General features: G+C 62.1%; 20 protein-coding genes. 5 read left to right on the top strand and 15 right to left on the bottom strand.

Features of this window, described 5'->3' with window-relative positions; translation table 11 throughout:
* Positions 1-94: 94 nt before the first annotated feature.
* From ACR0AO_RS00275 to ACR0AO_RS00250, 6 genes are all read right to left on the bottom strand, one after another.
* Entirely contained in the window at positions 95-583 is a 489-nt protein-coding gene (locus ACR0AO_RS00275) for a DUF2269 family protein (protein ID WP_480598489.1), read from the bottom strand.
* Positions 580-1,890 carry an SDR family oxidoreductase gene (locus ACR0AO_RS00270; protein ID WP_480598487.1) on the bottom strand — a complete coding sequence of 437 codons (1,311 nt, stop codon included), beginning with the start codon at positions 1,888-1,890 and terminating at the stop codon, positions 580-582. Before ACR0AO_RS00270 ends, ACR0AO_RS00275 begins: the two co-directional genes overlap by 4 nt.
* Before the next feature lie 93 nt (positions 1,891-1,983).
* Positions 1,984-2,700 carry a VIT1/CCC1 transporter family protein gene (locus tag ACR0AO_RS00265; protein ID WP_480598485.1) on the bottom strand — a complete coding sequence of 239 codons (717 nt, stop codon included), beginning with the start codon at positions 2,698-2,700 and terminating at the stop codon, positions 1,984-1,986.
* A gap of 60 nt (positions 2,701-2,760) precedes the next feature.
* Complete coding sequence (locus tag ACR0AO_RS00260; protein ID WP_480598482.1) at positions 2,761-3,753, bottom strand: YcjF family protein; 993 nt, start codon at positions 3,751-3,753, stop codon at positions 2,761-2,763.
* Complete coding sequence (locus ACR0AO_RS00255) at positions 3,750-4,202, bottom strand: N-acetyltransferase family protein (RefSeq protein ID WP_480598480.1); 453 nt, start codon at positions 4,200-4,202, stop codon at positions 3,750-3,752. Before ACR0AO_RS00255 ends, ACR0AO_RS00260 begins: the two co-directional genes overlap by 4 nt.
* Positions 4,199-5,614 (bottom strand): YcjX family GTP-binding protein, encoded by a 1,416-nt coding sequence (locus ACR0AO_RS00250; protein ID WP_480600796.1) that lies wholly within the window; start codon positions 5,612-5,614, stop codon positions 4,199-4,201. The genes ACR0AO_RS00255 and ACR0AO_RS00250 overlap by 4 nt, the downstream gene beginning before the upstream one ends.
* Positions 5,615-5,735: 121 nt before the next feature.
* On the opposite strand from ACR0AO_RS00250, the gene truA reads away from it, so the two are divergent.
* Positions 5,736-6,503: a tRNA pseudouridine(38-40) synthase TruA gene (truA, locus tag ACR0AO_RS00245; protein ID WP_480598477.1), complete on the top strand. Its 768-nt coding sequence runs from the start codon at positions 5,736-5,738 to the stop codon at positions 6,501-6,503.
* Positions 6,504-6,721: 218 nt separating this feature from the next.
* On the top strand, positions 6,722-7,816 hold the full coding sequence (locus tag ACR0AO_RS00240; protein ID WP_480598475.1) for a CaiB/BaiF CoA transferase family protein: 1,095 nt from the start codon (positions 6,722-6,724) through the stop codon (positions 7,814-7,816).
* A gap of 65 nt (positions 7,817-7,881) precedes the next feature.
* Here the strand turns inward: ACR0AO_RS00240 and hemE are convergent, their stop codons facing one another.
* Entirely contained in the window at positions 7,882-8,916 is a 1,035-nt protein-coding gene (gene hemE, locus ACR0AO_RS00235; RefSeq protein WP_480598473.1) for a uroporphyrinogen decarboxylase, read from the bottom strand.
* 106 nt (positions 8,917-9,022) lie between these two features.
* On the opposite strand from hemE, the gene hemC reads away from it, so the two are divergent.
* Together hemC and ACR0AO_RS00225 are read left to right on the top strand one after the other, a co-directional pair.
* The gene (gene hemC / locus ACR0AO_RS00230) at positions 9,023-9,979 is read left to right on the top strand and encodes a hydroxymethylbilane synthase (protein ID WP_480598470.1); all 957 of its coding nucleotides are present in this window, start codon (positions 9,023-9,025) and stop codon (positions 9,977-9,979) included.
* A 429-nt stretch (positions 9,980-10,408) separates the two neighbouring features.
* Positions 10,409-11,353, top strand: a complete 945-nt coding sequence (locus ACR0AO_RS00225) for a fatty acid desaturase family protein (protein WP_480598468.1) — start codon at positions 10,409-10,411, stop codon at positions 11,351-11,353.
* A 73-nt stretch (positions 11,354-11,426) separates the two neighbouring features.
* Here ACR0AO_RS00225 and ACR0AO_RS00220 read toward each other — a convergent pair whose 3' ends face one another.
* The 4 genes from ACR0AO_RS00220 to ACR0AO_RS00205 form a co-directional block, all read right to left on the bottom strand.
* On the bottom strand, positions 11,427-12,146 hold the full coding sequence (locus tag ACR0AO_RS00220) for an aspartate/glutamate racemase family protein (protein WP_480598466.1): 720 nt from the start codon (positions 12,144-12,146) through the stop codon (positions 11,427-11,429).
* Entirely contained in the window at positions 12,143-13,414 is a 1,272-nt protein-coding gene (locus tag ACR0AO_RS00215; protein WP_480598464.1) for an NAD(P)/FAD-dependent oxidoreductase, read from the bottom strand. Before ACR0AO_RS00215 ends, ACR0AO_RS00220 begins: the two co-directional genes overlap by 4 nt.
* A gap of 4 nt (positions 13,415-13,418) precedes the next feature.
* Positions 13,419-15,632 carry a TRAP transporter permease gene (locus tag ACR0AO_RS00210; RefSeq protein ID WP_480598461.1) on the bottom strand — a complete coding sequence of 738 codons (2,214 nt, stop codon included), beginning with the start codon at positions 15,630-15,632 and terminating at the stop codon, positions 13,419-13,421.
* A gap of 95 nt (positions 15,633-15,727) precedes the next feature.
* Entirely contained in the window at positions 15,728-16,738 is a 1,011-nt protein-coding gene (locus ACR0AO_RS00205) for a TAXI family TRAP transporter solute-binding subunit (RefSeq protein ID WP_480598458.1), read from the bottom strand.
* A 126-nt stretch (positions 16,739-16,864) separates the two neighbouring features.
* On the opposite strand from ACR0AO_RS00205, the gene ACR0AO_RS00200 reads away from it, so the two are divergent.
* Complete coding sequence (locus tag ACR0AO_RS00200; protein WP_480598456.1) at positions 16,865-17,854, top strand: LysR family transcriptional regulator; 990 nt, start codon at positions 16,865-16,867, stop codon at positions 17,852-17,854.
* Here the strand turns inward: ACR0AO_RS00200 and ACR0AO_RS00195 are convergent.
* From ACR0AO_RS00195 to ACR0AO_RS00180, 4 genes are all read right to left on the bottom strand, one after another.
* Positions 17,827-18,819 (bottom strand): D-cysteine desulfhydrase family protein, encoded by a 993-nt coding sequence (locus ACR0AO_RS00195; protein WP_480598453.1) that lies wholly within the window; start codon positions 18,817-18,819, stop codon positions 17,827-17,829. The genes ACR0AO_RS00200 and ACR0AO_RS00195 overlap by 28 nt on opposite strands.
* Before the next feature lie 75 nt (positions 18,820-18,894).
* The gene (locus tag ACR0AO_RS00190) at positions 18,895-20,874 is read right to left on the bottom strand and encodes an oxidoreductase (RefSeq protein WP_480598450.1); all 1,980 of its coding nucleotides are present in this window, start codon (positions 20,872-20,874) and stop codon (positions 18,895-18,897) included.
* A gap of 21 nt (positions 20,875-20,895) precedes the next feature.
* On the bottom strand, positions 20,896-22,941 hold the full coding sequence (locus ACR0AO_RS00185) for an FAD-dependent oxidoreductase (protein ID WP_480598446.1): 2,046 nt from the start codon (positions 22,939-22,941) through the stop codon (positions 20,896-20,898).
* Positions 22,942-22,952: 11 nt separating this feature from the next.
* Entirely contained in the window at positions 22,953-24,521 is a 1,569-nt protein-coding gene (locus tag ACR0AO_RS00180; protein WP_480598442.1) for a trimethylamine methyltransferase family protein, read from the bottom strand.
* Between the last annotated feature and the right edge of the window lie 74 nt (positions 24,522-24,595).

The raw sequence follows: 24,595 nt of genomic DNA, 5'->3' as shown, positions 1-24,595 counted from the left end.
AGCTTACCCATCCAAGGTGCGTGCATATAGTGCGGAATACCCGACACCGGCCGGGCGTTGCCGCGCATCCACATTGCCGGGCCGACTTGCCAGGTCACAAAAACGGAAATGAAAATCCGGGCCGTGCCAGCATCAGCCAGACAATTGCGAGAACGGACAGAAAGGCCGGAAGGCCGCAGGCGAACCAGATGTTGAACAACCGGTGGTACTTTTGCGGCAGGTTCCGGTTCTCCGCGACTGCCACCCGCGCCATGTTCCGCAGCTGCGTCTGAATCCAGACGACGGGCAGCCAGAAGACGCCGGTCAGAACATAGAGGACGATCGCCAACAAGAGCCATCCTTCGGTCAGGTTCCAGCCCAGACGCCATGCCAGCAGGAAACCCGAAACGGGCTGCAGGACAACCGCTGTGGTCGTGAAGATCAAATCGGCCAGCACCACCACCCCCGCGGTATGAGCAATGATGCGTGGATCGTTGCTGCGATGAGCCATCAGCATGAAAAAGGCGATACCGGCGCCGGTTCCAAGCAGGGTACACGCGCCGATCACATGCAGCCATCGCAGAATCAGGTCGAGATCGGTCATCGGCTTTCCAGCATTTGATGCGCCAGCAGGGAAAGGAGGATTGCGGGCATGATCTTGACCAGCGGTCCCAAAGGATCAACCCACAATTCCGGCGCCACGACGATTGCCGCCCCCAGATAGCATACCGCAACCGCGGCCTGCGCCAGACAGGCCCACGCGGCCCAGGGCCGCCACAAGATGGCCAACCCCAGGCTGATGTCGACCAGCGACCAGAATACCACGCTGCCAATGGCCGGCCAGTATGGCCAGCCTGCAGACAACAGCACCGCGCTGGCCGCGCCAAGCCCGATCAGGCCGAACAATCCGGACACCAGCCAGAACAGGCTGAGTCCGGCCACCACAATCGGCATCAGCAAGGACATCCGCGCGGCCAGCCTGTGTTCCCGGGCGCATTCCAGCCCGGCATAGATCTCGGGCAGCGCGGCGAGTCCACGTCCGCTGGCCTGTTTGTACGGGACCGGATTCCCGACAACCCCGGATTTCATGACCGCAAGCGCCGTAGTTCGAAGCGGCGAGCGCCACCCCATCACCCCCAGCCCATCGGCGGTTTTTCCGATCAAACGAACAATTAGCGAAGGAACGGTCCAGACGAACCGGGCAGGTCTGAATCCCAGCCATTGTCGGGTTTTCCGAACAACCTCTGCCAGCGAATGCGGCTGATCTTCGACCAGATCGTATTCGCCCTCCGGCAACTGTCCCGAAACGGCCTCAAGAACCACCCGGCATAGATCTTCCATTCCCACGGATTGCACCGGCGTCGCGGGATGGGCCAACGGCTGGACCAATGGCACTGCGGCCAGCATCCGCAGCAGCCCCGTCCCGCCAAAGGCCGCCTGCCCGATCACCAGCCCCGGCTTCAGCACCCAAAGCGTCGCGCCGCTGCGGCGCAACGCGGCATCCCCGTCAGCCTTGGTGCGCATGAAGGCCGTATCGGCAGTCGCCTCGGCCCCGACGGCGGAAATCTGGACTATCGAAATCCCGCGCTCGGCACATGCCAGCCCCAGTGCGGCAATCGCATGGTGGTGAACCGCGGCCAGATCATCCTGCCCACCGTCCTGCAGCGCGCCGGCGCAATTCACCACGACGTCAACTTCTTGCAGAACCGTTGCCCATCTGTCGGGGGCCGCCATGTTCCGCAAATCCCGTTCAATGATACGGCATCCGGGCAAGATCCGGCCTGCAAGGGCCTTGGATCGAGCCACCCCGCACACATTGTAATCCTTTCTGGTCAGGGCGCGTGTGACCGACGACCCGATGAAACCGTACGCCCCCAGCACCAGAACCGTTCTTGCCCTTGTCGGCTGCACCTTCTTAACACTCCGGGGTCATCACGTCCGTTACGTGACCCTAGCTGCCCGGAGTACACGCGTCAGTAGTGATCGACGATCTGCGACAACCTTTCAGGGCGATCCCTGAAACAATGTGCCGACGAAATAGGCAATCGCCGCGGCTACGCCGCCGATCGCCAGCGTCTCTCCGCCCGACTGCCACCAGGGCGCAAGCGACCAGCGGCTCTTGAGCGCACCGATTGCGAAAAAGACCCCCATCGTCATCCAGACCGACACGGAAAAGGCGTGCTCCAGACCGATCAGAAACGGCAACAGGGGCACCAACCCGGCGACCAGAAACGCCATGAAAGTCGCGACAGCCGCCTTTAGCGGGTGCGGGTCAACGCTGCCCAAACCGTATTCGCCCTCCAGCATCAGGCTTATCCAGCTCTCCTGATCGGCCGTGACCGCCCCTGTCGCTTCATCCAGAACCGACCCGGTCAGACCTTTCCGGGCCAGGATCGCCCGCACTTCGCGGCGTTCGCCATCCGGGTAGAGTTCGATATGACGCTCTTCGATCGCCCGGATGCGGCGAATGTTGTCCAGCTCGGCCTTTGTGCCCGAATAATTGCCCGCCGCCATCGAAAATCCATCGGCCAGCACATTGGCGAGGCCAAGCGCCACGATCACGAAAGGTGACAATCCGGCGCCCGCAACACCTGCGACGATAGCGAATGTCGTCACCGATCCGTCGATGCCGCCGTAGACGATGTCCCGCAACACGCCACGCCCGGGTGGCGCGCTGATCCGTTCGTCGATTTCCTCGTGGCTGTGGCCGTGGTCCGCCATGACATGCCCTCCGATGCATTCGATTCTGAACGATGCAGCCGGGGACGACCTTGCGTCAGATCAATCCTTGCCGAACAATCCGGCCAGCGCACGCCGGATGATGCCGCGCGTCGAGGGCTTGTGGCGGGCGGAAAACGGCAGCGGGCGGCATACCTCCATCGCGGCCACACCGACACGCGCACTGAGCGCGCCGTTGACCAGCCCTTCGCCGAAACGACGCGACAGCTTGCTAAGAAGCGACCCACCCAGAACCGGTTCCAACAGATCATCCCCCACCGCGACCGCCCCGGTCGCAACCAGATGCACAAATACGGCGCGGGTCAGACGCCAGCTGCCGAGAACGCCGGCCCGGCCACCATAGATTTCGGAGACTCGGCGGATCATGCGAAGCGATGCGCCCAGCGCCGTCGCCACGTCGGCCAGGGCCAAGGGCACCAGCGCGGTGACGGTCGCAACCTGCCGCGCCGCCGCTTCGACCTCGCGGCTGGCGGCCGCGTCCAGCGGGGCCAGCACTTCGTCCTCGGCCAAGGCCAGCAGCGCCGGGGCATCAAACGCGTCACCTTTGCGCTCGATCAATCGCTCCAACCCCCAGCTTGTATCTTCGCGGCCACTGTAGAAGGCGACAAGCTTGTCGGTAACCGCCCGCGCCTGTGCCAGATCGTCCCCGGCCAACGCCGCATCCGCCGCCTGCCGCAAGCCATCGACCCGGGTCAGCCGCCCGATCGCCGCGAGTTCCCGCAAAGCGATAAGCAACACGACCAGGACAAGCGCCCCGATCAAAGCAGTGACCGCCCAGCCAAGCACCGGCACGCGCACCATCAGGGACGAGACAAAGTCCCAGGCGGCCACCGAAACCACGGCCCCGATCACCGCGACAGCCAGTCCCCAGAACCATTTCGCCAACCGCGAAGGCCCGCGTGCGGCGAAACGGGCGGCAACCTGCATCGCCGCACCTTCGGAGCCATGCCCGTCAGGGACGACAGGCGCCTGCGCCACATTCGGAGCGGGCTGCGCCTCGTCCGTCAGATCGATAAGAACCGGGCCATTGGTCATTCGGGCCGTCCCTCCCTTTCCCAGACATATGTGATGTCGGGCAGGTTTTCATCGTTGTCCGAACCATCGCCGTGCCCGGTCACGACAAATCCGTTGCGCTCATAGAAGCATCGCGCCGGTGCGTTGGCCACGAATGCCTTCAGGGCAAGATATCCGCGCCGCGACTTTGCATCCTCCAGCAGCTGCCGCCCGACGCCTTGTCCTCTTGCCCGCTCACTCAGGTAGAGCGCGCAGATTTCCGCATCGTCACGGGCAAGAAACCCGGCAATTCCTTTCCGATCCTCGGCAACAGTCACCCAGCCCCGTTCGATCATTGAGCCGCAGAATGCAATCGTTTCCGCCATCGAGTGAAGCTCTGGCATCCAGTCGTTTTCACGAGCAAATCCATGCAGGATTTCACCGGTCGTTCCGGCATCCGTGCTGCGCGCTGGTCGAAGGATCACTTTCACAGCCGGTCTCCGATCAAAAACTGCGCTGCCCGGTCCAGCCGGATATGCGGCGGGCCATCCCCGGGTTTTACGTCAAGAAGCGCCGGCGCAAAGGCCATGGCACCGTAATCGCCCCCCAGCCACTCATGAGCGCCATCGCGGGCGGGCCCCAGCAGCCGCGCGGGATCTTCGGGCAGATGCCCCGGATAGAATGCCGCCTGCTTGCCGGTTTCCAGCAAGGTGCCCCGGACGCATGGTAATTCCTGCCCGTCGTGGCGGCGCATTTCTTCGGTGGTTGCGCGCAGGGCCGCAATCGACAAGGCCGATGTCCCGGCCCCGGCGAAGCGGGCGCGGTCGCGGGCCTCTCGGGTCAGCGCCTCCATGATCGCGGTCAGGCGAGGGTGCTGTACGTGATGCAGATGATCGGCCTTTGTCGCGGCAAACAAAATCTTCTCCACCCGTCTTCCCAGCAAAAGACCACTCAGCCACGCATTCCGCCCCGGCCGGAACGCCGCAAGAATGTCGGCCATCGCACGGCGCATATCCTCGACCGCCTGCGGCCCCTTGTGGATTGCCCCCAGCGCATCGACAAGAACGATCTGCCGGTCAATCCGGGCGAAATGATCCCGGAAGAACGGTTTGACCACCTGCGACTTGTAAGCCTCGTACCGCCGCTCCATCTCGCGATGCAGCGTGCGGCGGCGCGACGGGCCGGCAACCGGCAGCGGCGCGAATGTCAGAACCGGCGAACCCGCCAGATCGCCCGGCAGCAGGAACCGCCCCGGAGTGCAGTCGTAGAATCCGGCCTCGCGCGCCGTCGCAAGATAGCCCGTAAAGGATTTTGCCAGGCTTTGCGCCACCTGCTCATCCAGAACGGCGTCCGGGTCGATGCCTTTTGCCTGCGTCAGATAGGCCGCAGCCTGCGACCGTGCAGCGACCCGCGACAGAGTCTCACCCGACCATTCGGCATAGCTCTTGTCCAGCAATCCCAGATCCAGAAGCCACTCTCCGGGATAGTCCACGATGTCCAGATGCACTGCGCGCGGCCCCTGCCATCCCGATAGCAGGCCACCGGGCCGAACCCGCAATGACAGACGCAGTTCCGACACTGCGCGAGTGCTCTCTGGCCAATGCGGCACCGCCCCGGTCAGCGCGCCCAGATGTGATTCATAGTCAAAGCGTGGCACGGTGTCGTCGGGTTGGGGTTGCAGGTAGGCGGCAACGATCCTGCCTTCCTGCTCTGCTGCCAGCCCGTGCATCCGCCCCCGATCCAGCAGATTGGCCACAAGCGACGTGATGAACACCGTCTTGCCCGAGCGCGCCAGCCCGGTAACGCCCAGCCGGATCACCGGCTCGAACAGGGCCTCGGACACCCGGTCACCCACGTTTTCCACACCGCGCACGATATTGTCTGCCAAAGTCGAAATGACCAAAACACTGCCTCTTTCATGACTTTCCGCAAGATAGGCATGTTCGTGCGGGGATACCAGTCGCAGGCCGAAACACCTGAGGCCATACTGGACTTGCACGACGGTCCGGGCTACCAGCGCGGCCATGCCTCGCTTTGCGTTGAAAGTCGAATATCAGGGCGCCCCGTTTGCCGGATGGCAGCGCCAGAAAGAGTTGCCTTCTGTTCAGGGGGCGATCGAGGATGCGCTGGCCAAACTCGAACCCGGCCCGCACACGATAGCCGCCGCCGGGCGCACAGATGCCGGCGTGCATGCGCTGGGTCAGGTCGCCCATTGCGATCTGATCAAGGACTGGGACCCGTTCCGCCTGTCCGAGGCGCTGAACTATCACCTCAAGCCGGAACCGGTCGCGATCCTGCAGGCCGTCAGGGTCGCAGACGACTGGCACGCGCGCTTTTCGGCAACCGAGCGGCAATACCTGTTCCGTATCCTGATCCGCCGCGCCCCGGCCACCCATGACAAAGGTCAGGTCTGGCAGATCGGCCACCCGCTCGGCGCGACGGAAATGCAGGCCGCCGCTAACATGCTGATCGGACGGCACGATTTCACCACCTTCCGCTCGTCGATCTGTCAGGCGGCCAGCCCCGTCAAGACACTGGATGAACTGCGCGTGCAGGAAGTGGAGGGGTTTTCCGGCCCGGAAATACACTTTCACGTTCGCGCACGTTCCTTCCTGCACAATCAGGTGCGCAGTTTCGTGGGCACCCTCGAACGCGTCGGGGCCGGGGCATGGACGCCCGGCGACGTCCGCGCTGCACTGCAGGCCGCCGACCGCGCGGCCTGTGGCCCGGTCTGCCCGCCACAGGGTTTGTATCTGGCCCGGGTCGGCTACCCGGACGATCCGTTTCAATAGGGAAACGGCGCCACAGCAGAGGCCGTTTTATCCCGCAGGAAACACAAGAGGGACGTCACTGCCCGAACGAACTACCGGATCTGTTTCGTCGGGCCCCGTCTTCGTTCTGCGTCCGGCCCTTATTTCTGATCGCGCCCGGTCAGAACGTGACGTCGCGCTCATGCCCCCTTGCAATCTTCCGGCCTTGCCCGGACCCTGAATGAAACATAGGAGCTGACATGCTGAACGGCATTCGCATCATCGAATTCGAAGGGCTCGGCCCTGCCCCGTTCGCGGCCATGCTGCTTGCCGATCTCGGCGCGGACGTGATCACGGTTCACCGCAAGGGCGGTCCGGTCACGCCGGGAATGCCCGAACGCTCGCTGCTCGACCGCGGGAAACGGTCCATCGCTCTGGATCTCAAACACGCGGCAGATCGGAAAACCGCCGAACGCCTGATCGCCTCTGCCGACGCGCTGATCGAAGGATTCCGCCCCGGCGTGATGGAAAAGCTGGGTCTCGGCCCGGAGCCGTGCCACACGCTGAACCCCAAACTGGTCTATGGCCGCATGACCGGCTGGGGACAGGACGGGCCTTTGGCGCAGGTGGCGGGGCACGACCTGAACTATATCGCCCTGTCCGGCGCGCTGTGGTACGGATCGTCCCCCGGTGACGCACCACAGACACCGGCAACGCTGCTGGGCGATATTGGCGGCGGCGCCATGTATCTGGTCACTGGCCTTTTGGCTGGCCTTCTGAACGCACGCGCCACCGGGCAGGGGACGGTGGTCGATGCCGCTATTTATGACGGCTCGGCGCACATGATGAACCTGCTGATGAGCCTGGCGCAAACCGGCAACCTCGCTGAGATGCGCGGGCAAAGCCTGCTTGACGGCCCGCATTGGAGCCGCACATATGCCTGTTCCGACGGCGGCTATGTCACGGTGCAATGCCTGGAGCCGAAATTCTATGCGCTCTTCCTCGATCTTCTCGGGCTTGCGGAAGACCCCGAGTTCCAGCGGCAATATGACCGAACTCTCTGGCCCGCGCTCACCGCACGCCTTGCCCGCATTTTCGCGAAACGGCCACGCTCCCATTGGGCCGAACTGTTTCAGGGCACCGATGCCTGCGTCGCCCCTGTGCTCAGTCCAACTGAAGCGGCAGGGCACGCCATGAACGCGGCCCGCAACACCTGGTTGCAGGCCGACGGAACGTTCCAGGCCGCCTGCGCTCCGCGTTTTTCCGACCATGGCTGGACACCACAGCCCAGCCCCATGCGCGGCGAACACACCGAAGAGATCCTTGCCGAACTCACAGCGCCCGACAGGACCTGACCCGCCGTTCCTTTCTGGTCTCCAAACCTTGCTGAGCGCAAGGGGCTGCCGCCCCGCCTCTGCTCTCAACGGCCGCGCACTGTGTCGATCATGATCTGAACGTTTTCGGGATCTGCATCCGGCGTGATTCCGTGACCCAGATTAAAGATGTGCGGCCCCTTGGAAAACGCGTCGACAATGCGGCGGGTCTCATCGATCAATGCCTGCCCGCCGGTCACCATATGCGACGAGGCGAGGTTGCCCTGCACGCAGCCATCAACCTGTACATGCTCAGCCGCCCATTCAGGTGTCACGGAATTATCGAGCGCCACGCAGTCCACGCCCGTGACCTTGGCGAACCCGATATACCCGTCCCCCGCTTCGCGCGGAAATCCGATAACCGGGATACCCGGGTGACGTGCTTTCAGGGCCTGAGTGATCACCCGGCAGGGTTCGACCGCGTATTTGACAAAGGCATCACCCTTCAGCGATCCGGCCCAGCTGTCGAAGATTTTGACCACCTCGGCCCCCGCCTCGATCTGGGCCAAAAGATATTCGATGGTGGCCGCGGTGATCCGGTTGATCAGCGCATCGAACAGCGCCTGATTACCCTCACGCAGCGCATGCGCCGGGCCTTGATCGGGTGTGCCGCGACCGGCAATCATATAGGTCGCCACGGTCCAGGGCGCTCCGGCAAAACCGATCAACGTGGTTTCCGCCGGCAATTCCCGCGACAGGATACGGACGGTTTCGTAAACCGGGTCCAGAGTCTCGTGAATTGCATCAACAGGTTTCAACGCGTCAAAGTCGGCCTGACCCTGAATCGTCGACAGACGAGGCCCCTCGCCGGTCACGAACCACAGATCGGCCCCCAGCGCCTGCGGAACCAGCAAAATGTCGGCAAAAAGAATCGCCGCGTCGAACCCATAGCGGCGGATCGGCTGCAACGTCACTTCGGCGGCAAGGTCCGGCGTATAACACAGCCGCAGGAAATCGCCCGCCTGTTCCCGTGTGGCGCGATATTCCGGCAGATAACGCCCGGCCTGGCGCATCATCCAGATCGGCGGAACCTTCTGAACCTCTCCCGCCAGCGCCCGCAGCAATGTTTTTGTTTCGGCCATGCTCGCCCCCAATGTTCCGGTTTCCGCCACGGGTCCGCCTTCGGCGGCAATTTGTCAAGCTCTGCCCCCATTGTCAGGGCAATGTGACGCGACTAAAGCTTGCGCCATGACTTTGTCCTTACCCTCCCCCGCTTCGCCGCTTAAGATCGGCACCCGTGGTTCGCCGCTGGCGCTGGCCCAGGCCTATGAAACCCGTCGCCGACTGAGCGAGGCGTTCGATCTGCCCGAAGAATCGTTCGAGGTCGTGGTCATAAAGACCACCGGCGACAACCGCGCCATGATCGACGCCGACCGCCCGCTGAAGGAAATCGGCAACAAGGGCCTGTTCACCAAGGAAATCGAAGAGGCGATGCTGCAGGGTGGGATCGACATCGCCGTGCACTCGACCAAGGACATGCCGGTCGAACAACCTGAAGGACTGGTGCTCGACACATTCCTGCCGCGCGAAGATGTGCGGGACGCGTTTATCTCACCATCGCTGAGTTCGATTCACGATCTTGCAAAAGGTGCGGTGGTCGGAACATCGTCGCTGCGCCGCCGGGCACAGCTGTTAAACCGCCGCCCCGACCTGAACGTAGTGGAATTTCGCGGAAACGTGCAGACCCGCCTGAAGAAACTAAGCCAGGGCGTTGCCGAATGCACTTTCCTTGCGCTGGCCGGTATCCGGCGACTGAACATGGCGGACGTGCCGGCAACCGCGATCTCTCCCGACGACATGCTGCCCGCCATCGCACAGGGCACGATCGGAATCGAACGACGCGCCGACGATCATCGCGCAGCCGAAATGCTGGAGGCAATCCATCATATTGAAACCGGCCAAAGACTGGCGGCGGAACGGGCGCTTCTGGCCGCGCTTGACGGCTCGTGCGAAACACCGATTGCCGGGTTGGCGGAACTTGACGGCACCAATCTGCGCCTGCGCGGCGAGGTTCTGCGCCCCGATGGCTCCGAATCGATTGCCGATGACGTGACCGGACCGGTCGAAGACGGAACCGAGATGGGGCGCGCCATGGCCGCCCGCCTTCTGGATCGGGCCGGAGAAGGGTTTTTCGACTGGCGTTGAATTATTTTCGATAATTTCTCACCGATTGTGAACTGCTTCACTTACGCAACCACAGGTTTTGGGCGAATGTCTCCTTAGCCAAGTTGGCTACATGAGGGGGGCAAGCCCGATGAAGATCAGAGCAACCAGCAGAAGTCTGTTACATGCTCTGGGCTTAGAGGGGGTTGGGTTATTCCTTGTGGGGTTGGTGAGTACCGTCGCAATCGATGGGCACACGCCAGAGGCTGTAATGACTGCAGCCGCGTCAGGGGCCACGATTTTTGTGTGGGTCTGCGCTGGGTTTCAGGGGCCGAAAGGTTCCGGAGATCAATGTCGCAAACCAGTGGTTAACGAGTGCCCATGACGCGGCTGCCGACGCCGTAGTGACGCCGCGACGGAATTGACAGGCGGGTCTTCAATCTGAAAAATTTTGGCCAGGGAGGCGTCGCGATGACACCTGGAAAGGCCTATCTGACCACCGAAGAGATTCGACCGCTGGCGCAACGTTCGGATCGGATGGGCATCTGGCTGGTTGCTCATTGCTGGGGCATCATTGTGCTGGTGCTGACGGTTTTTGCGGCCTGGCCGAATCCGCTGACCTTCTTCCTCGCTATTGTCGTGATCGGATCGCGTCAGTTGGGATTGGCGATTCTCATGCATGAAGCTGCCCACAACGCCCTGTTCCGGAACAAGCGCCTGAATGATTCCGTCGGCGAATGGTTGTGCGGGCGGCCGATTCTGGCCGAGTTGCAGGCCTATAGGCATTATCACCTGACCCATCACCGTTTTGCGCAAACCGAAAAGGACCCGGATCTGGTCCTGTCTACCAAGTTTCCCACCTCGCACGCCTCGATGAAGCGCAAATTCGCGCGCGATCTGACCGGGCGCACCGGGATGAAACAGCTTTGGGGGCAGGTGGTGATGTCGTTCCGGCTGGCTGGCGACAGGGATGCGGTCGAAGCGGCGGCCTCGGATTTCGCGCAGAGCTTCAACGCGGCACAGCTTTGGAAATCGCTACCGGTTTTTCTGGGCGTCATGGTCGTCATGGGATTGGTCGGGCAATGGTGGTGGGGGTTTGCGTTCTGGTTGCTGCCCTATCTCACCTGGTTTCAGTTCGTCCTGCGCATCCGCAACATCGCCGAGCACGGAGCGACGGAAGAATCGGAGAACCCTCTGCAAAACGTGCGAACCACCTATGCCGGACCTTTCGCACGGTTGCTGGTCGCGCCCTATTGGGTGAACTACCACCTCGAGCATCACATGATCATGCACGTGCCATGCTACAATCTGCCGAAGTTGCATAAGGTCCTTCTTGGCAAAGGGCTGGGGCCTGAAATGCGCACCGCGCCCGATTACGGGCAGGCACTGCGCGAGGCGGGATGGCGGTCGGGATAGCCCGCCATCACGAGTGCGACCGCCATATCGCATCTGTCACCGGCACGCGGCGGCGGGCGAACGGAAGCATGGTTCAGTCGTACCTCACCGGGCCCGAATAGGGGACGCGCGCCACTAAATTGTGGACCATGGTCGCAAGCGTCGTGAGATCGGCCACCGGCAGGCCCAGCGCCTGCTGCAAATGATGTGCATATGGGGGCAAATCGGTGCATTCCAGAACGATCGAGGTGACATCCTGGTTTTCGTCAATCAACTGGCGGCCAACCGCGGCCAGTTCCCTGGCCAGCTTGTCCTGATCGATTTCGGGTCGCTTGTCGTCAAGGATCACCGCCCTGAATTCAGGCTGCTCCTCCATCCCGGCAATGGCAACGGGTGTGGTCCCGGCCCCGACCGCATCCATATGCGCCTGCGTCAGGGCGGATTTCCGCGCGGTGATGACGCCGACCCGGCCTTGCATTCCGGCCATTTGGTGCATCAGCGGGATCTGGATCAGGCTCGAAGAGAAGACCGGGATTGACACCTGCGCTGCCAGTTCCCGGTGAAACAGCGCCATGAAACCGCAACTGCCGGTGATGGCGGCGCAACCCTGAGCCTCCAGCTCCCTTGCGGCATCCAGAAAGGGCGCGAAGAATTCGATGCTGGGGCGTTCCAGCAGTTCGCGGATCGTAGTGCCCCGCACAACCCGTTTCACTGTCGGAAACGGCAGGCTTTCACTGCACCGGATATGCCCGGGCGGCTTGGCGAAATGAGTGTCGAGGCAAAGAATGCCGATCGGGGCGACCGTGTCTGTCATGTCCGAAGGTCCGTTGTTGGGATCAATCCGCTGGAAAACCGACCCGTGCAAAAGGCCGAGCAATCGATGTTGTGGCTACGTCCCGACAGCATGTCGGCCAGCAACTCACCGGTTTTCGGGGCCATCATCAACCCCCAGTGCGAGTGCCCGAAACCTGCAAACAGCCCCGGTTGCCCTTCGAACTCTCCGATCATCGGCAGGCTGTCGGGAAATGTCGGACGGCGCCCCATCCAGAAGCTCGGGCGATCGCTGGCGAGGCCGGGAAAGGCCGCTTGGGCCTGTGCCATCAAGCGGGGCTGCTTGCGCGGGTCGGGCGGGGCGTTCACGTCGCCGAATTCGGCCTGACCGGCAATGCGCAGACCGCCCTCCATGCTGGAAGCCACGATCTTGGCATCTGTGTCCATGACCGAGTTGTTCAGTTCGATCCCCGGAGTGGAAAACTCCAGGTGGTAGCCGCGCTCGGCCACCAACGGGACGTCGATACCCAGCGGCCTGAGTATCTCGGGCGACCATGCCCCCATCGTCACCACCACACGCGACGTTTCATAGACACCCACATCGCAGGAAATGCGCCAGCCCAGATCGGTGCGCATAAGGCCCTGAACCTGTTCCTTGACGACTTCGACGCCAAGCGAGCGGGCCTTGTCCGCTAAAACTGTGCCAATCCGACCCGGTGACAGGGCGCGGGCCTGATCGTGGATCAGGACGGCCGCTTTGAAATCATGGGACAAGGCGGGTTCGATACGGCGCAATTCATCCGCCCCCACCAGTTCCATCCGCGCGCCCTTGTCCTGCCGGATGCGATAGTCGAGAGAACGCAGCGACGCCTGATCCGCCTCGCGAAAGGCGTGGATATAGCAACTGTCACGGACCAGGTCTTCTGCCCCGGTCCCCTGCAGGTGCCGCCGGTAGAGGTCGATCGAGGGACCGCACAGCACCTCCATCGCGTCCGCCGCCCGATGCACGCGCGCCTCTGTCCCGTTGCTGAGAAACGCCAGCCCCCAGCGTACCATTCTGGGCCAGAACGTCGCGCGCACGGCAAGGGGCCGGTATTTACCGAGCAGCAGATGCGGCATCTGTTTCCAGGTTCCCGGCATAGACTGCGGAATGATGGACCATGGCGAGATGACACCGGCATTGCCAAAGGATGTCTCCTGCCCCGGATCGCCCCGGTCGATCAGGCGCACCCGGATGCCGCGCTCAGCAAGGGAGAGGGCGGTGCAGATGCCGACAACACCCGCACCGAGAATGGTGACATCTTTTTCCATCGGATCACACCACGGATGCCTGCGCCCGACGGGCGATGATCTGGCTTAGGATCGCCGGGCTGGCTATGGCCAGCGCCAGCAGGTCGGCCTGCAACGACGGGGCAATGAAAACAAGACCGGAGACAGCCAAAAGTATCCTGAAAATCGCCCCCATCGGCGCCAGCCAATACCCCACAACCGCCGCCGAAAGCGCGATGACACCAGCGATACAGCTTGCCGCCGTATAGGTGAATTCGACAAAATCGAACCCCGCCGAAGACACGAAGAGCAGCACCGGCGCATAGACAAATGCCATTGGCGCAACCACCTTGCCCAGTCCCAGCGAGAAAGCCGACAAACCGGTTCGGAACGGGTTGGAGTTGGCAATGGCCGCCGCTGCGTATGCCGAGGTACAGACCGGTGGCGTGATCTCGGCCACGACGCCGTAGTACAGCACGAACATATGGCTCGCGATCGGCGGAATACCCAGTTGCGCCAGCGCGGGTTGAGCGACTGAAACCAGCATGATGTAAAGCGCTGTCGTCGGCACGCCTGCACCCATCAGGATACAAGCGATGGCGATGAAGATCAGGCTGATGAACAGCGTCAGATCCTCGACTGCGAACAGCTCAAACCCGCCGAAGGTCAAAAGGCTGTTGATGTCGCCGCCCAGATTCGACGCGGCCTGCGTTACCATGAAACCGATGCGGAACCCGACGCCGGTGGTGTTGATCACCCCGATGACGATACCGACGGCGGCCGAGGCCGCGCCCACGGCGAGCGCGTATTTCACCCCGGTCTCCAGCGTATCCGCCATTTCCGAGATCGTCGTCCGGCGTTGCGGATTGAAGGTGGCGATGATTGACCCGGCAATCAGGATGAGCGACATCGTCAGATCAAAGCCGTCGCCCGCATATTTCCAAAGTACAAAGGCAATGAACGCCGCCGGAATTGACAGGGTCAGGGGCTCTCTGTAACGGCTCATACCCGCGATCAGCGCCAGGGAAATGCCACAGAAAGCTGACATATAGGGCGTGTAACCCGAGAACAGCACGACCAGCAGTCCGACCAGCGGAACGATGTTGGCCCAGCCTTCGCGCCAGACCTCGCCCAGTTTCGGCAGCATTTCCTTGGACAGACCCTGCAGGTTCAGGCGGCGCGCCATCAGATGCACCACGGCGAACACGCCGGTATAATGCAGGATTGCCGGGAAGATCGCCGCAATCACGATGGTGGTGTAGGGCACTTCCAGAAATTCGGCCATGATGAAGGCCGCGGCCCCCATGATAGGCGGCGTGATCTGGCCACCCGCCGAAGCGGCCGCCTCGACCCCGCCCGCGAAATGACCTGGATATCCCAGCCGCTTCATGTTCGGAATGGTCAGCGCCCCGGTCGAGACGGTGTTGGCCACCGACGAACCCGAGATGGTGCCGAAAAACGCCGACGACACCACCGACACCTTGGCCGGGCCACCAGTATACCGGCCTGCCAGAATGGTGGCATTGTCGATGAAAAGTTGCCCCAGTCCTGTACGCTGCGCAATCACGCCGAAAAGGACAAAGTGGAACACGATGGTCGATACCACCCACAGAGTGACGCCAAAAATGCCTTCCTGCGGGAAATACATCGAACTGACAAAGGTTTTGAACTTGACGCCGGGGTGTTGCAGGATGCCCGGAAAGATCGGGCCGAACAGCGCATAGGCCATGAAACAGCAGATGATCAGCGGCAGAATCCAGCCCAGCGTGCGGCGCGCAATATCGAGAACCAGAACGATCAGGATACACCCGAAGATCAAGTCGTAGGTGTTCGGATTACCCATTCTGAAGGTCATCTCCTCGATCCCGAGGAACGGAATGCCGTGCCAGGCGAGACCCAGATACAGCGAGGCCGCAACCCCCAGAACCATCAGCGTCACATCCAGGAACGGCACGCCGCCCAGATGAAACGCGCCGGTTTTCAGATCGAACGAGGTTTTGGTCTTGATATGCGGGAACAGAGCGTAGATCAGGATGAACAATCCCGACAGGTGCCAGCCCATGTGCCAGTAATCCGGCGGCAGGCCGAACCCTGCGGTCAGATAGTGGTACGTGGCATAGATCAACGCCACATAGCGCAGGAACTTTCCGAACCGGTCCGAAACTTCGCGCGTCGCCGCGCCCTCATCGAATTTTTCTTCGATCGCCGCCAGCTCTTCGGCTGACAGTTCCGGAGACTCGTGGTTTGGCGCGTTGCTCATAGCCCGCCCTCTCGCATCAAGTGTAGTAGGGAATTTGTCGGGCGGCGCGGCCTAGGCCCGCCGCCCGGGATACGGAATAACCGAGGAGAGTAGGGTTATTCCAGAACGCCGGCTTCTTTATAAAATTTCTCGGCACCCGGATGCAGCGGAACGCCCAGGTTGACGACGCCATCAAGGGCAGTATCCAGCGTGATCTGCTTGCCCTTGGCGTGGCCGTTATCCAGAAGATTGCGGGTATTGTCGTTCCAGATCGCCTGCGTAATGCCATAGACCAGTTCGTCGGACAGATCGGACGACACCACCAGCAACGCCGAAACCGCCGGGGTTTTTACCTCATAGTCGACGCCCTCATAGACACCGGCCGGAATTTTCGACGGAATGTAGGCCGGGATGATCTCGTTGATCTTGGCCAGATCCTCGTCGGTGAAGCTGTGCAGATCCATGCCTTTGGTCGAGGCGAGCTGAACCATTGCCGAAACAGGCCAGCCCGCGGCATAGAAATAACCGTCAAGCTGACCGTCCGCCAGACGTTCGGCCGACTGGCTGTTGTTCAGTTCGGCCTCATCCATGTTGTCGCGGGTCACACCCCAGGCATCCAGCATCTGCAAAACGGCGACCTGAGTGCCGGATCCCGCCTGAGCGATGCCGACGCGCTTGCCCGCCAGATCGCCCAGGTTGTCGATCGACGATCCCTTGGGCAGCACCAGATGCAGATCTTCGGGGAACAGGTTGGCGACGATGCGCAGCTTCGGATGCGGTTTGCCTTCGAACTTACCCTCGCCCAGGTACATCGAACGGGTAACATCCGCCGCCGCCAGGCCTGCCTCTAGCTCGCCGTTTTCAACGGCTGTGTTATTGAAGACAGACGCTGTGGTCGACTGCGCGATGGCGATCAGCCCCGGCACGCCGCACTGGCCGCCCTGATCACAGGGGCGCGAACCCGGAGGGGCCGAGATGCCGTTGGCGATGGTGCCGCCGATGGGAAAATACGTGCCGCCGGCGCTGCCTGTGCCGATGCGGAAGAAGGTCGGATCCTGGGCATAGGCCGCCCCGGCCGCCAGCGTGGCCGCCAGAAAGGCTCCGCCAAGGTTTCTGATAAATGTCATTTGGGTCTCCCTTTGGTGTGGTCGGACGTCAGATCACGATCCTTATCCGAAAACGATGATCGAACTTTTCAATAAATGCAAATTTGATTACTTTAGGCTAACCAAAGTTCAACTTATGAATCTGCGATGAATCTGTCTCAAATTACAGCCTTTCGGGCCGTCATGAACTCATCCTCGCTATCCGAGGCCGCGCAAAAGCTGGGCCGGACCCAGCCTGCCGTCAGCCTGGCGATTCGTTCATTGGAGGATTCGCTGGGCATGAAGCTGTTCGATCGCCGGGGCCGTCAATTGGTGCCCGTACCCGAAGCGCACTATCTTCTGGCCGAAGCCAGCGACATCCTGGACCGCCTTTCGGCCGTGGCCGGAACTATGAAGGGCCTGGTCAGGGGCGACGGCGGAACACTGAATATCGCGTCCATGCCCGGACCTTCAGCTTTTCTGCTACCACGCTATATCAGCCGCGCAATCGGTGACGTGCCGGATATACGTGTTTCGCTGTCGTCGCGCACTTCGATGCAGATTCGCGAACTGGCCGCGACGCAGGCGTTCGATTTCGGGTTTGCCGACCTGGCGGTTGGCTCGGGCGAAGCTCTCACATACCGGCAGGAGCTGATCACCGCCGATTGTTTTTGCGCGCTTCCGCGCACCCATCCGCTGGCCAAACAAGATGCCATACTTTGCAAGGATCTGGATGGCGTGCCGCTGGGAACGCTTCAAAGCTACCATGTGATGCACGAACGTACCCTGAAAGCCCTGCGCGATTGCGGGGTCACAGCGAATATCCTGCTCGACAGCCAGTTTTTCGCCCCTTTGATGCAATTCATCAGCGCCGGCCGGTGCCTGTCCATTGTCGATCCGCTGACCGTCGTGACCGAGCAGGAAACCAACATGACCCGGGGCGAGGTGGTCTTTCGCCCGATGCCCGGAATTTTCCGGTATGAATACGTGATCCTCTCACCGCTCTATCGGCCATTGTCCCAACTCGCCAAAAGGATCAAGGAAGGCTGGTGCGCCGAGGTCGTCACATTGCTGGACGAAATTGGCGCACACCCCGAGATCGCCACTACCGAAGGTGAAACGGCAAGCCGTCAGAATGCCGCCTCCAATCCGGATTGATAGCCGAACAAAGCGGCCAGCCCGCCCGTATGCACGAACAGAACCCGGCTGCCTTTTGCGATCTCACCGCTCGCCGCAAGGGCCGGGATGGCTGCAAAGGCCTTGGCGGTATAGACAGGATCAAGCAGAATGCCTTCCTGCCGGGCCATCATTTCCATCGCGGATTTCGCGGCGGGGCCGAACTGGCCATATCCGGGTGCGAGCGCACCGTCCCAGATGCGGATATCCTGCGACGAAACCGAAGATGTGTGATCGGTCAGTTCGCTTAGCCGGTCGAGAACTTCGGCAATGCGCAGGATTTGCAACTCTCGCGACCGGCGCACACAGCTTCCGATTACCGTGGCCTTGCTTCTTGCGCCCCGAAGCCCTGTCAAAAGCCCCGCATGAGTCGCACCGCTGCCGGAAGAGACGACGACAGTTTCGAAATCACCCGCCTGTTCCATGATCTCGCGCCCGGCGCGTATATATCCCAGCGCGCCGAGCGGCGGATTGTTCACTGCAAGCGGAATGACATAGGGCCGCCGCCCCGCATCGCGCAATTCCTCGGCCCTTGCCCGCAGCGCGGCATCGGCTCCTGCCTCGTCCTCGCCTTCGGGATAGTGCATGATCTCGGCCCCGAGAACGCGAAGCAACAGGACATTGCCCGAGGTTCGATAGGTCTCGTCCACGCCGCTCACGCGCTCTTCAAGCTGGACGACGGTCTGCATTCCCAGCGAAGCGGCGGCGGCGGCGGCAGTTCGCACGAAATTCGACTGAACCGCGCCGGTGATCAGGATCGTGTCGGCATCGGCGGCCTTCGCGGCCCCCAGATAATATTCCAGTTGCCGGGACTTGTTGCCGCCGAACGGCGCACCGGCCAGATCGTCCCGCTTGATCCACAGGTCGATGCCCAGATGCCCGGACAACCGGGGCAGGCGGTAAAGCGGCGTGTTCGACGCAGCAAGATCGGCGCGGGGTCTGTCCATAAAATGCTCTCCGAAACCGGGGATATTGGCCAGAAACCCTAATCACCTCTCACTCTCCGGCACAAGCCAATCCGGCTAGAGGTCCAGCCCTGTCACCCGCCCCTCATAAATCGCTGCCGAAGCCAGGCGCGGTGCACTGGCGTCGCCGACAAGATGCGGCCTGATACTCCGGGCCCGCAGGTCATCTTGCAAGGTGGTGTCGACGACATTGCCCGTGGCCAGAACCAGCGACTCCGCCGCGATCTCGCTTTCACGCCCGGTCAGCAGGCACAACGCCCTGGCGCTGGCACCGGTCCATTCCGTAAGTGCGCTTTCGGTAACAAAACGCGCGCCCAGCGCGGCCAGCGAGCGGCGCGCGGGCAAATCGGTGGCCGAGCGGAACAGATCACGCGCCACCATCGGCGCCGGCGTCACTATGGTGATCTCGTGCCCGGCCTCGGCCAGATGCCAGGCGGTGCCGATTCCGCGCCAGTGCCCGCCTTCGTCCAGCACGATCACCCGCTTGCCCAGACGCGCGGCCCGGCCCATGACATCCTCGGGCGACCAGACATTCGCGGCATCGGCTCCGGGCAAATCCGCCTGATGTGGCAACGCCTTCTGAAACCCGGTCCCGGCAGGCAACGACCCCGTGGCCAACACAACATGATCCGCCCCTATCGCGGCGATGTCGTCTGCGTCGAGATAGGTGTTGAACCGCATATCGACGCCCAGTTTGCCCAACTGCCGCCCGTACCAGGCGATCAGATCCGTAATCTGCGCCCTGCGCGGTTGCAGCCCGGCCAGGCGGAACTGGCCTCCGAGTTCCGAAGACGCCTCGGCAAGGACGACGTTGTGACCGCGCTCCGCCGCGACACGGGCGGCTTCCAGACCGGCAGGACCAGCCCCCACGACCAGCACGGATTTGGGCTCATCAACCTTTTGGAACCGGTCGCCGCCCCACAGATATTCGTGTCCCGCCGAGGGGTTGATCAGGCAGGAAATGTAATAGTCGCGCCCGCGCCGGCCCCAACACTGCTGATTGCAGGACAGGCAGCCGCGAATATCCCCGATCCGGTCCTCGCGGGCCTTGTTGACCAGATGCGGATCAGCGATCTGCCCACGCACGATGGAAACCAGATCGGCCTGTCCGCCGCCAAGCAGGGTATTGGCGTTTTCGGGTGTTCGGATATTTGCCTCGGCCGTCACCAGTGCGTTCCGGACCGCACCTTTCAGCCGCACCGCAAGGTCGGCCCCAAGACTTTCGGGATACTGAAAGCTGGGCAGAAGTTTGTAGAAATCGAAATAGCTGCCCGACCCGACCGTCACATAGTCCATCAAACCCTCTGCATCATGCAGGGTCACGATCTCGACCATTTCGTCGCGGCTGAGGCACACCTTGACATCGGCATCGTCGTTCACTGCCAGCCCAACAATGAAATCCTCACCGCAGGCGGCGCGGATACGTCTCAGGATTTCGCGCGAAAACCGGGTGCGATTGTCCAGACTTCCGCCCCATTCATCCGTGCGCTGGTTGGAAAACGGAGTCCAGAACTGGTCGAGCAGGCAATGATAGGCTGCCCATACCTCAACGCCGTCAAACCCCGCCTTCTGGCACCGGATCGCAGCCTGGACGAAACCGTCGATGGTCTCTTCGATCTCGCCGACGGTCATTTCGTGACTGCCGTCATTGTCGTGATAGCTGGGTCCGCCCGAGGGCGACCAGTTCGCGTGCCAGCTGTTGTCCCAGTCCCCGTGCGCGCCGACATGGTAGAGCTGCTGGATCATCACCGCGCCGTGCGCCTTGCAAGCCTCGGTGATACGCGCGAAATGCGGGATCACCTCGTCACTGCTATGACGGAAATTGCCCCGCGTCAGCACCGCCGCCGGATGCACCGGCACCGGCTCCACCACGATCATCGCCGCCCCGCCCATGGCGCGTTCCAGGTAATAGCCAAGGTGCTGGTCCCCCGGCAGCCCGTCCCGCGCCATGTTGGTCGTATGTGCCCCGAATACGATGCGATTGCGCAACGTCCTGTGGCGCAGGCGAACCGGGTTGAAGACATGCTTGAGGCTCATGGCGATCCCCTGGGCTCGTGGTCAGATATCCTTGACCAGCCGCAATGCGTCATAGATCGCGGCATGGGTGTTGCGGGCGCTGACCGCGTCTCCGATCCGGAACAGCTTGAAGCTGCCGCCCGAATTGCGGGTCACGTCCTGAGGCCGGCCCGCAACAAGCGCGCCATAGTCCACCGCGCCACAATTCGACGACATGGGTTTGAGATCGAAATAAAGATCGGCCAGCGGCATGGTGCCATAATTCACCACAACCTGGTCATAGGTCTCTTCGGATTTGAAATCGCTGTAATCCGTTCCGATGACCGCCTTCAACCGATTGCCCTCACGCTGCACGTCCAGCAGTCGCCGGGCGACCGTAAAGGTCGTGTCCTTGTCCTGCAGCGCACGCATGTATGGAACAAGGTTCATGCCCATGATGTCGGGCGCAAACATGCGGTCCGGCGTCATCACCTCGACCGCGCTGCCCGCGTTGGCGGCAACCTCGGCGGCCATCAGGCCGGGATGATCACCGCTTTCATCGTAAATCAGCACATTCTGGCCCGGTTTCACGTCGCCCGAGATCAAATCCCAGGCGCTGACGACCAGATCGTTCTCCGCTCCGCTTTCAAACAGCTCGATATTCGCAATGCCGCCCGTGGCCACGATGACCACATCCGGGTTCAGAGCGGTGACATCCCCGGCCTCGGCCCACGTATTGAAGCGGAACTCAACATCGCGCGCGGCGCATTGCGCCATGCGCCAGTCGATGATGCCGATCATCTCGCGGCGGCGCTGGTTCTGCGCGGTCAGCCGCACCTGCCCGCCGGGATCGGGCTGCGCCTCGAACACGGTCACGTCATGGCCGCGTTCGGCGGCGACGCGCGCGGCTTCCAGGCCGGCAGGACCCGCCCCGACGATCACCACCTTCTTGCGGCTGGCGGCGGGCGTGATCTCGTGCGGCATAGTCAGTTCGCGGCCCGTCGCGGCGTTGTGCATGCACAGCGCCTCACCCGCCTGATAAATCCGGTCAAGGCAATAGGTTGCGCCAACACAGGGTCGGATATCGTCCTCGCGCCCCTCGACGATCTTTTTCACGATATGCGGGTCGGCCATATGCGCGCGGGTCATGCCCACCATATCCAGCAGCCCCGCCGCAATAGCGTGGCGCGCGGTGGCGACATCGGGAATTTTCGAGGCGTGGAAGGTCGGCAGGCCAATCTCTTTTTTGACCCGCCCGGCAAAATCCAGATGCGGCGCGTTCTTCATCCCCTGCACCGGAATCACATCGGTCATCGCCGGGTCGGTGTGGATGCGCCCCCGGATGACATTGAGGAAATCGACCATGCCGCTATCGGCAAGGCGGCGTGAGATTTCCAGGCCCTCTTCGGGCGAAATTCCGCCCTCCTCGGCTTCGTCAGCCGTATAGCGCAGGCCGACGATGAAATCGTCGCCCACCCGCTTGCGGATGGCGCGCAGCACGTCAAAGGGCAGCTTCAGGCGGCTGTCCAGCGTCTGACCGCCATAAGGGCCGTCCAGATCGTTGGTGAGCGGCGACCAGAACTGATCGAGCAGATGGCCGTAAACCTGCAACTCGATCCCGTCCATGCCGCCCTCTTTCATCCGCTCGGTGGCATCGGCAAAATCCGAGATGATGCGTTCGATATCCCAATCCTCGGCCAGTTTCGGAAACGACCTGTGCGCCGGTTCGCGATGCTTCGAGGAACTGACCGACGGCAGCCAGTCGCCCTTGGCCCAGCCGGTGCGCCGACCCAGATGGGTGAGCTGGATCATCACCGCGCAACCATGTTCGTGGCAGGCATCGGTCAGGTTCCTGATCCATGGCACCACCTCGTCCTTATATGCGAGGATGTTGTTGAAGACCGGCGGGCTGTCTTTGGAAACAGCCGCCGACCCCGCCGTCATGGCCAATGCCACACCCGCCTTGGCGCGCTCCGCGTGATAGGCGGCATAGCGCTCCTTGGGCATTCCGTCTTCGGGATAGGCCGGTTCATGACTGGTGGTCATGATCCGGTTGCGCAGGGTCAGATGCTTGAGTTGATAAGGCTGCAGGAGCGGGTCGTTGGACATGTCATATCTCCTCAATACCAGGCGTCCGCCATCGACGCCTTTTTGCGGGCCATGAAGTCCTTCAGCGCCTCATCGGTGCCTTCGTCTATCGGCGGCGCTTGATAGGCGTTCAACAGATCCTTCCAGCGTTTGTTGGCGCGTTGGGCATAGTCGGCGCCGCCCTGCTCGTCCCAGGTCTCGAACGGCTGGTCGTCGTTCAGACCACTGTCCCAATAGGCGGTTTCGTAGTGGCGCAGCGTGTGATTGGTGCCGAACAGATGTTCACCCGGCCCGTTCTGCGCCAGCGCCTCGAAGCCCAACGTGTCATCGGTCACTTCGAGACCCGCCAGATAGGAATGCAATGCGCCGCACATGTCAGTGTCCATCACAAACTTCTCATAGGACATGGAAAGCAGGCCGTCGACAAACCCCGCCGAGTGCAGGATGTAATTCGCCCCACCCTGCACCGCCGACATCATCGACATCATCGCCTGCTGCATCGCCTGCCCGTCGGGCGCCTTGGAGGTCGAGAAATTGCCCGCGCAGCGAAGCGGCAGGTTCAGACGGCGCGCCAGTTGCCCCATGACCAGTGACCCGAGCGCCGGTTCCGGCGTTCCAAAAGTGGGCGAACCGGACCGCAGCGACATTGACGACAGGAACCCGGCCAGAATGGCGGGGGCACCGGGGCGCACCAGCTGGGTCAGTGCGCAAGAGGCCATCGATTCCGCCAGACACTGTGCCACCGCCCCGGCCATTGTCAGCGGCGACACCGCGCCGCCCAACAGGAACGGCAAATGGATCGACCCTTGTCCCGCCTCGGCATAGGTGCGGATACCGGCGGTTGTCACCCCGTCCAGTATCAGCGGCGAGGTGGTGTTGAAATTGCCCATGATCACGCAGTTCCGGTCAACGAATTCCGGCCCGAACAGAATACGGCACATCTCGACACTGTCGGCGGCGCGCTCGGGCGCTGTAATCGAGCCCAGAAAGGCGCGGTCGGAATAGCGCATATGCGCGTAAACCATGTCGAGGTGTCGCTTGTTCACCGCGATATCGGTCGGTTCGCAAATGGTGCCGCCGGAATGGTGCAGCCACGGCGAGGATTGCGCCAGCTTCACCAGATTTTCGAAATCCGCGATGGTGCCGTACCGGCGGCCATTGTCCAGATCCATCACGAACGGAGAGCCATAGGATGGCGCGAAAACCATCGCGTCGCCGCCGATCTCGACATTGTTGACCGGATTGCGCGCACATTGGGTGAAGCGCGCCGGCGCGGTTTTGAGAATCTCGCGCACCATGCCCGGTTCGAACCTGATGTTCCAGGCCTCGGCGGACACATCCGTCACTACCGCACCGGCCTGCTTGTACAGCCGCACCGCCTCGGCGTCCTCCCGCACCTCTATGCCGATTTCGGCCAGGATACGGTCGGCGGTCGCTTCGATCCGCTCCAGACTATCCTCGCCCAGAAGATCATAGGTCGGAATGCGGCGGGTGATGTAGGGAACCCTCAGATGCAGGTTCTGTCCCGGCTCTGCCGAGCGGGACGACTTTCCGGAATTGCGGCGGGCGCGGCGAGCGCGGGCTGGGGTCTCGGCTGTCATGAAGCGATTCCTGGCACAGAGTTGCATGAGTCGACATATGTGTTGCGTATCTTGACATATGTGTCAATAATATT

The organism is Ruegeria sp. AF8 (assembly GCF_056541825.1).
Note: the sequence above shows the minus strand (reverse complement) of the source record. Positions and strands in the feature narration are given on the sequence as shown.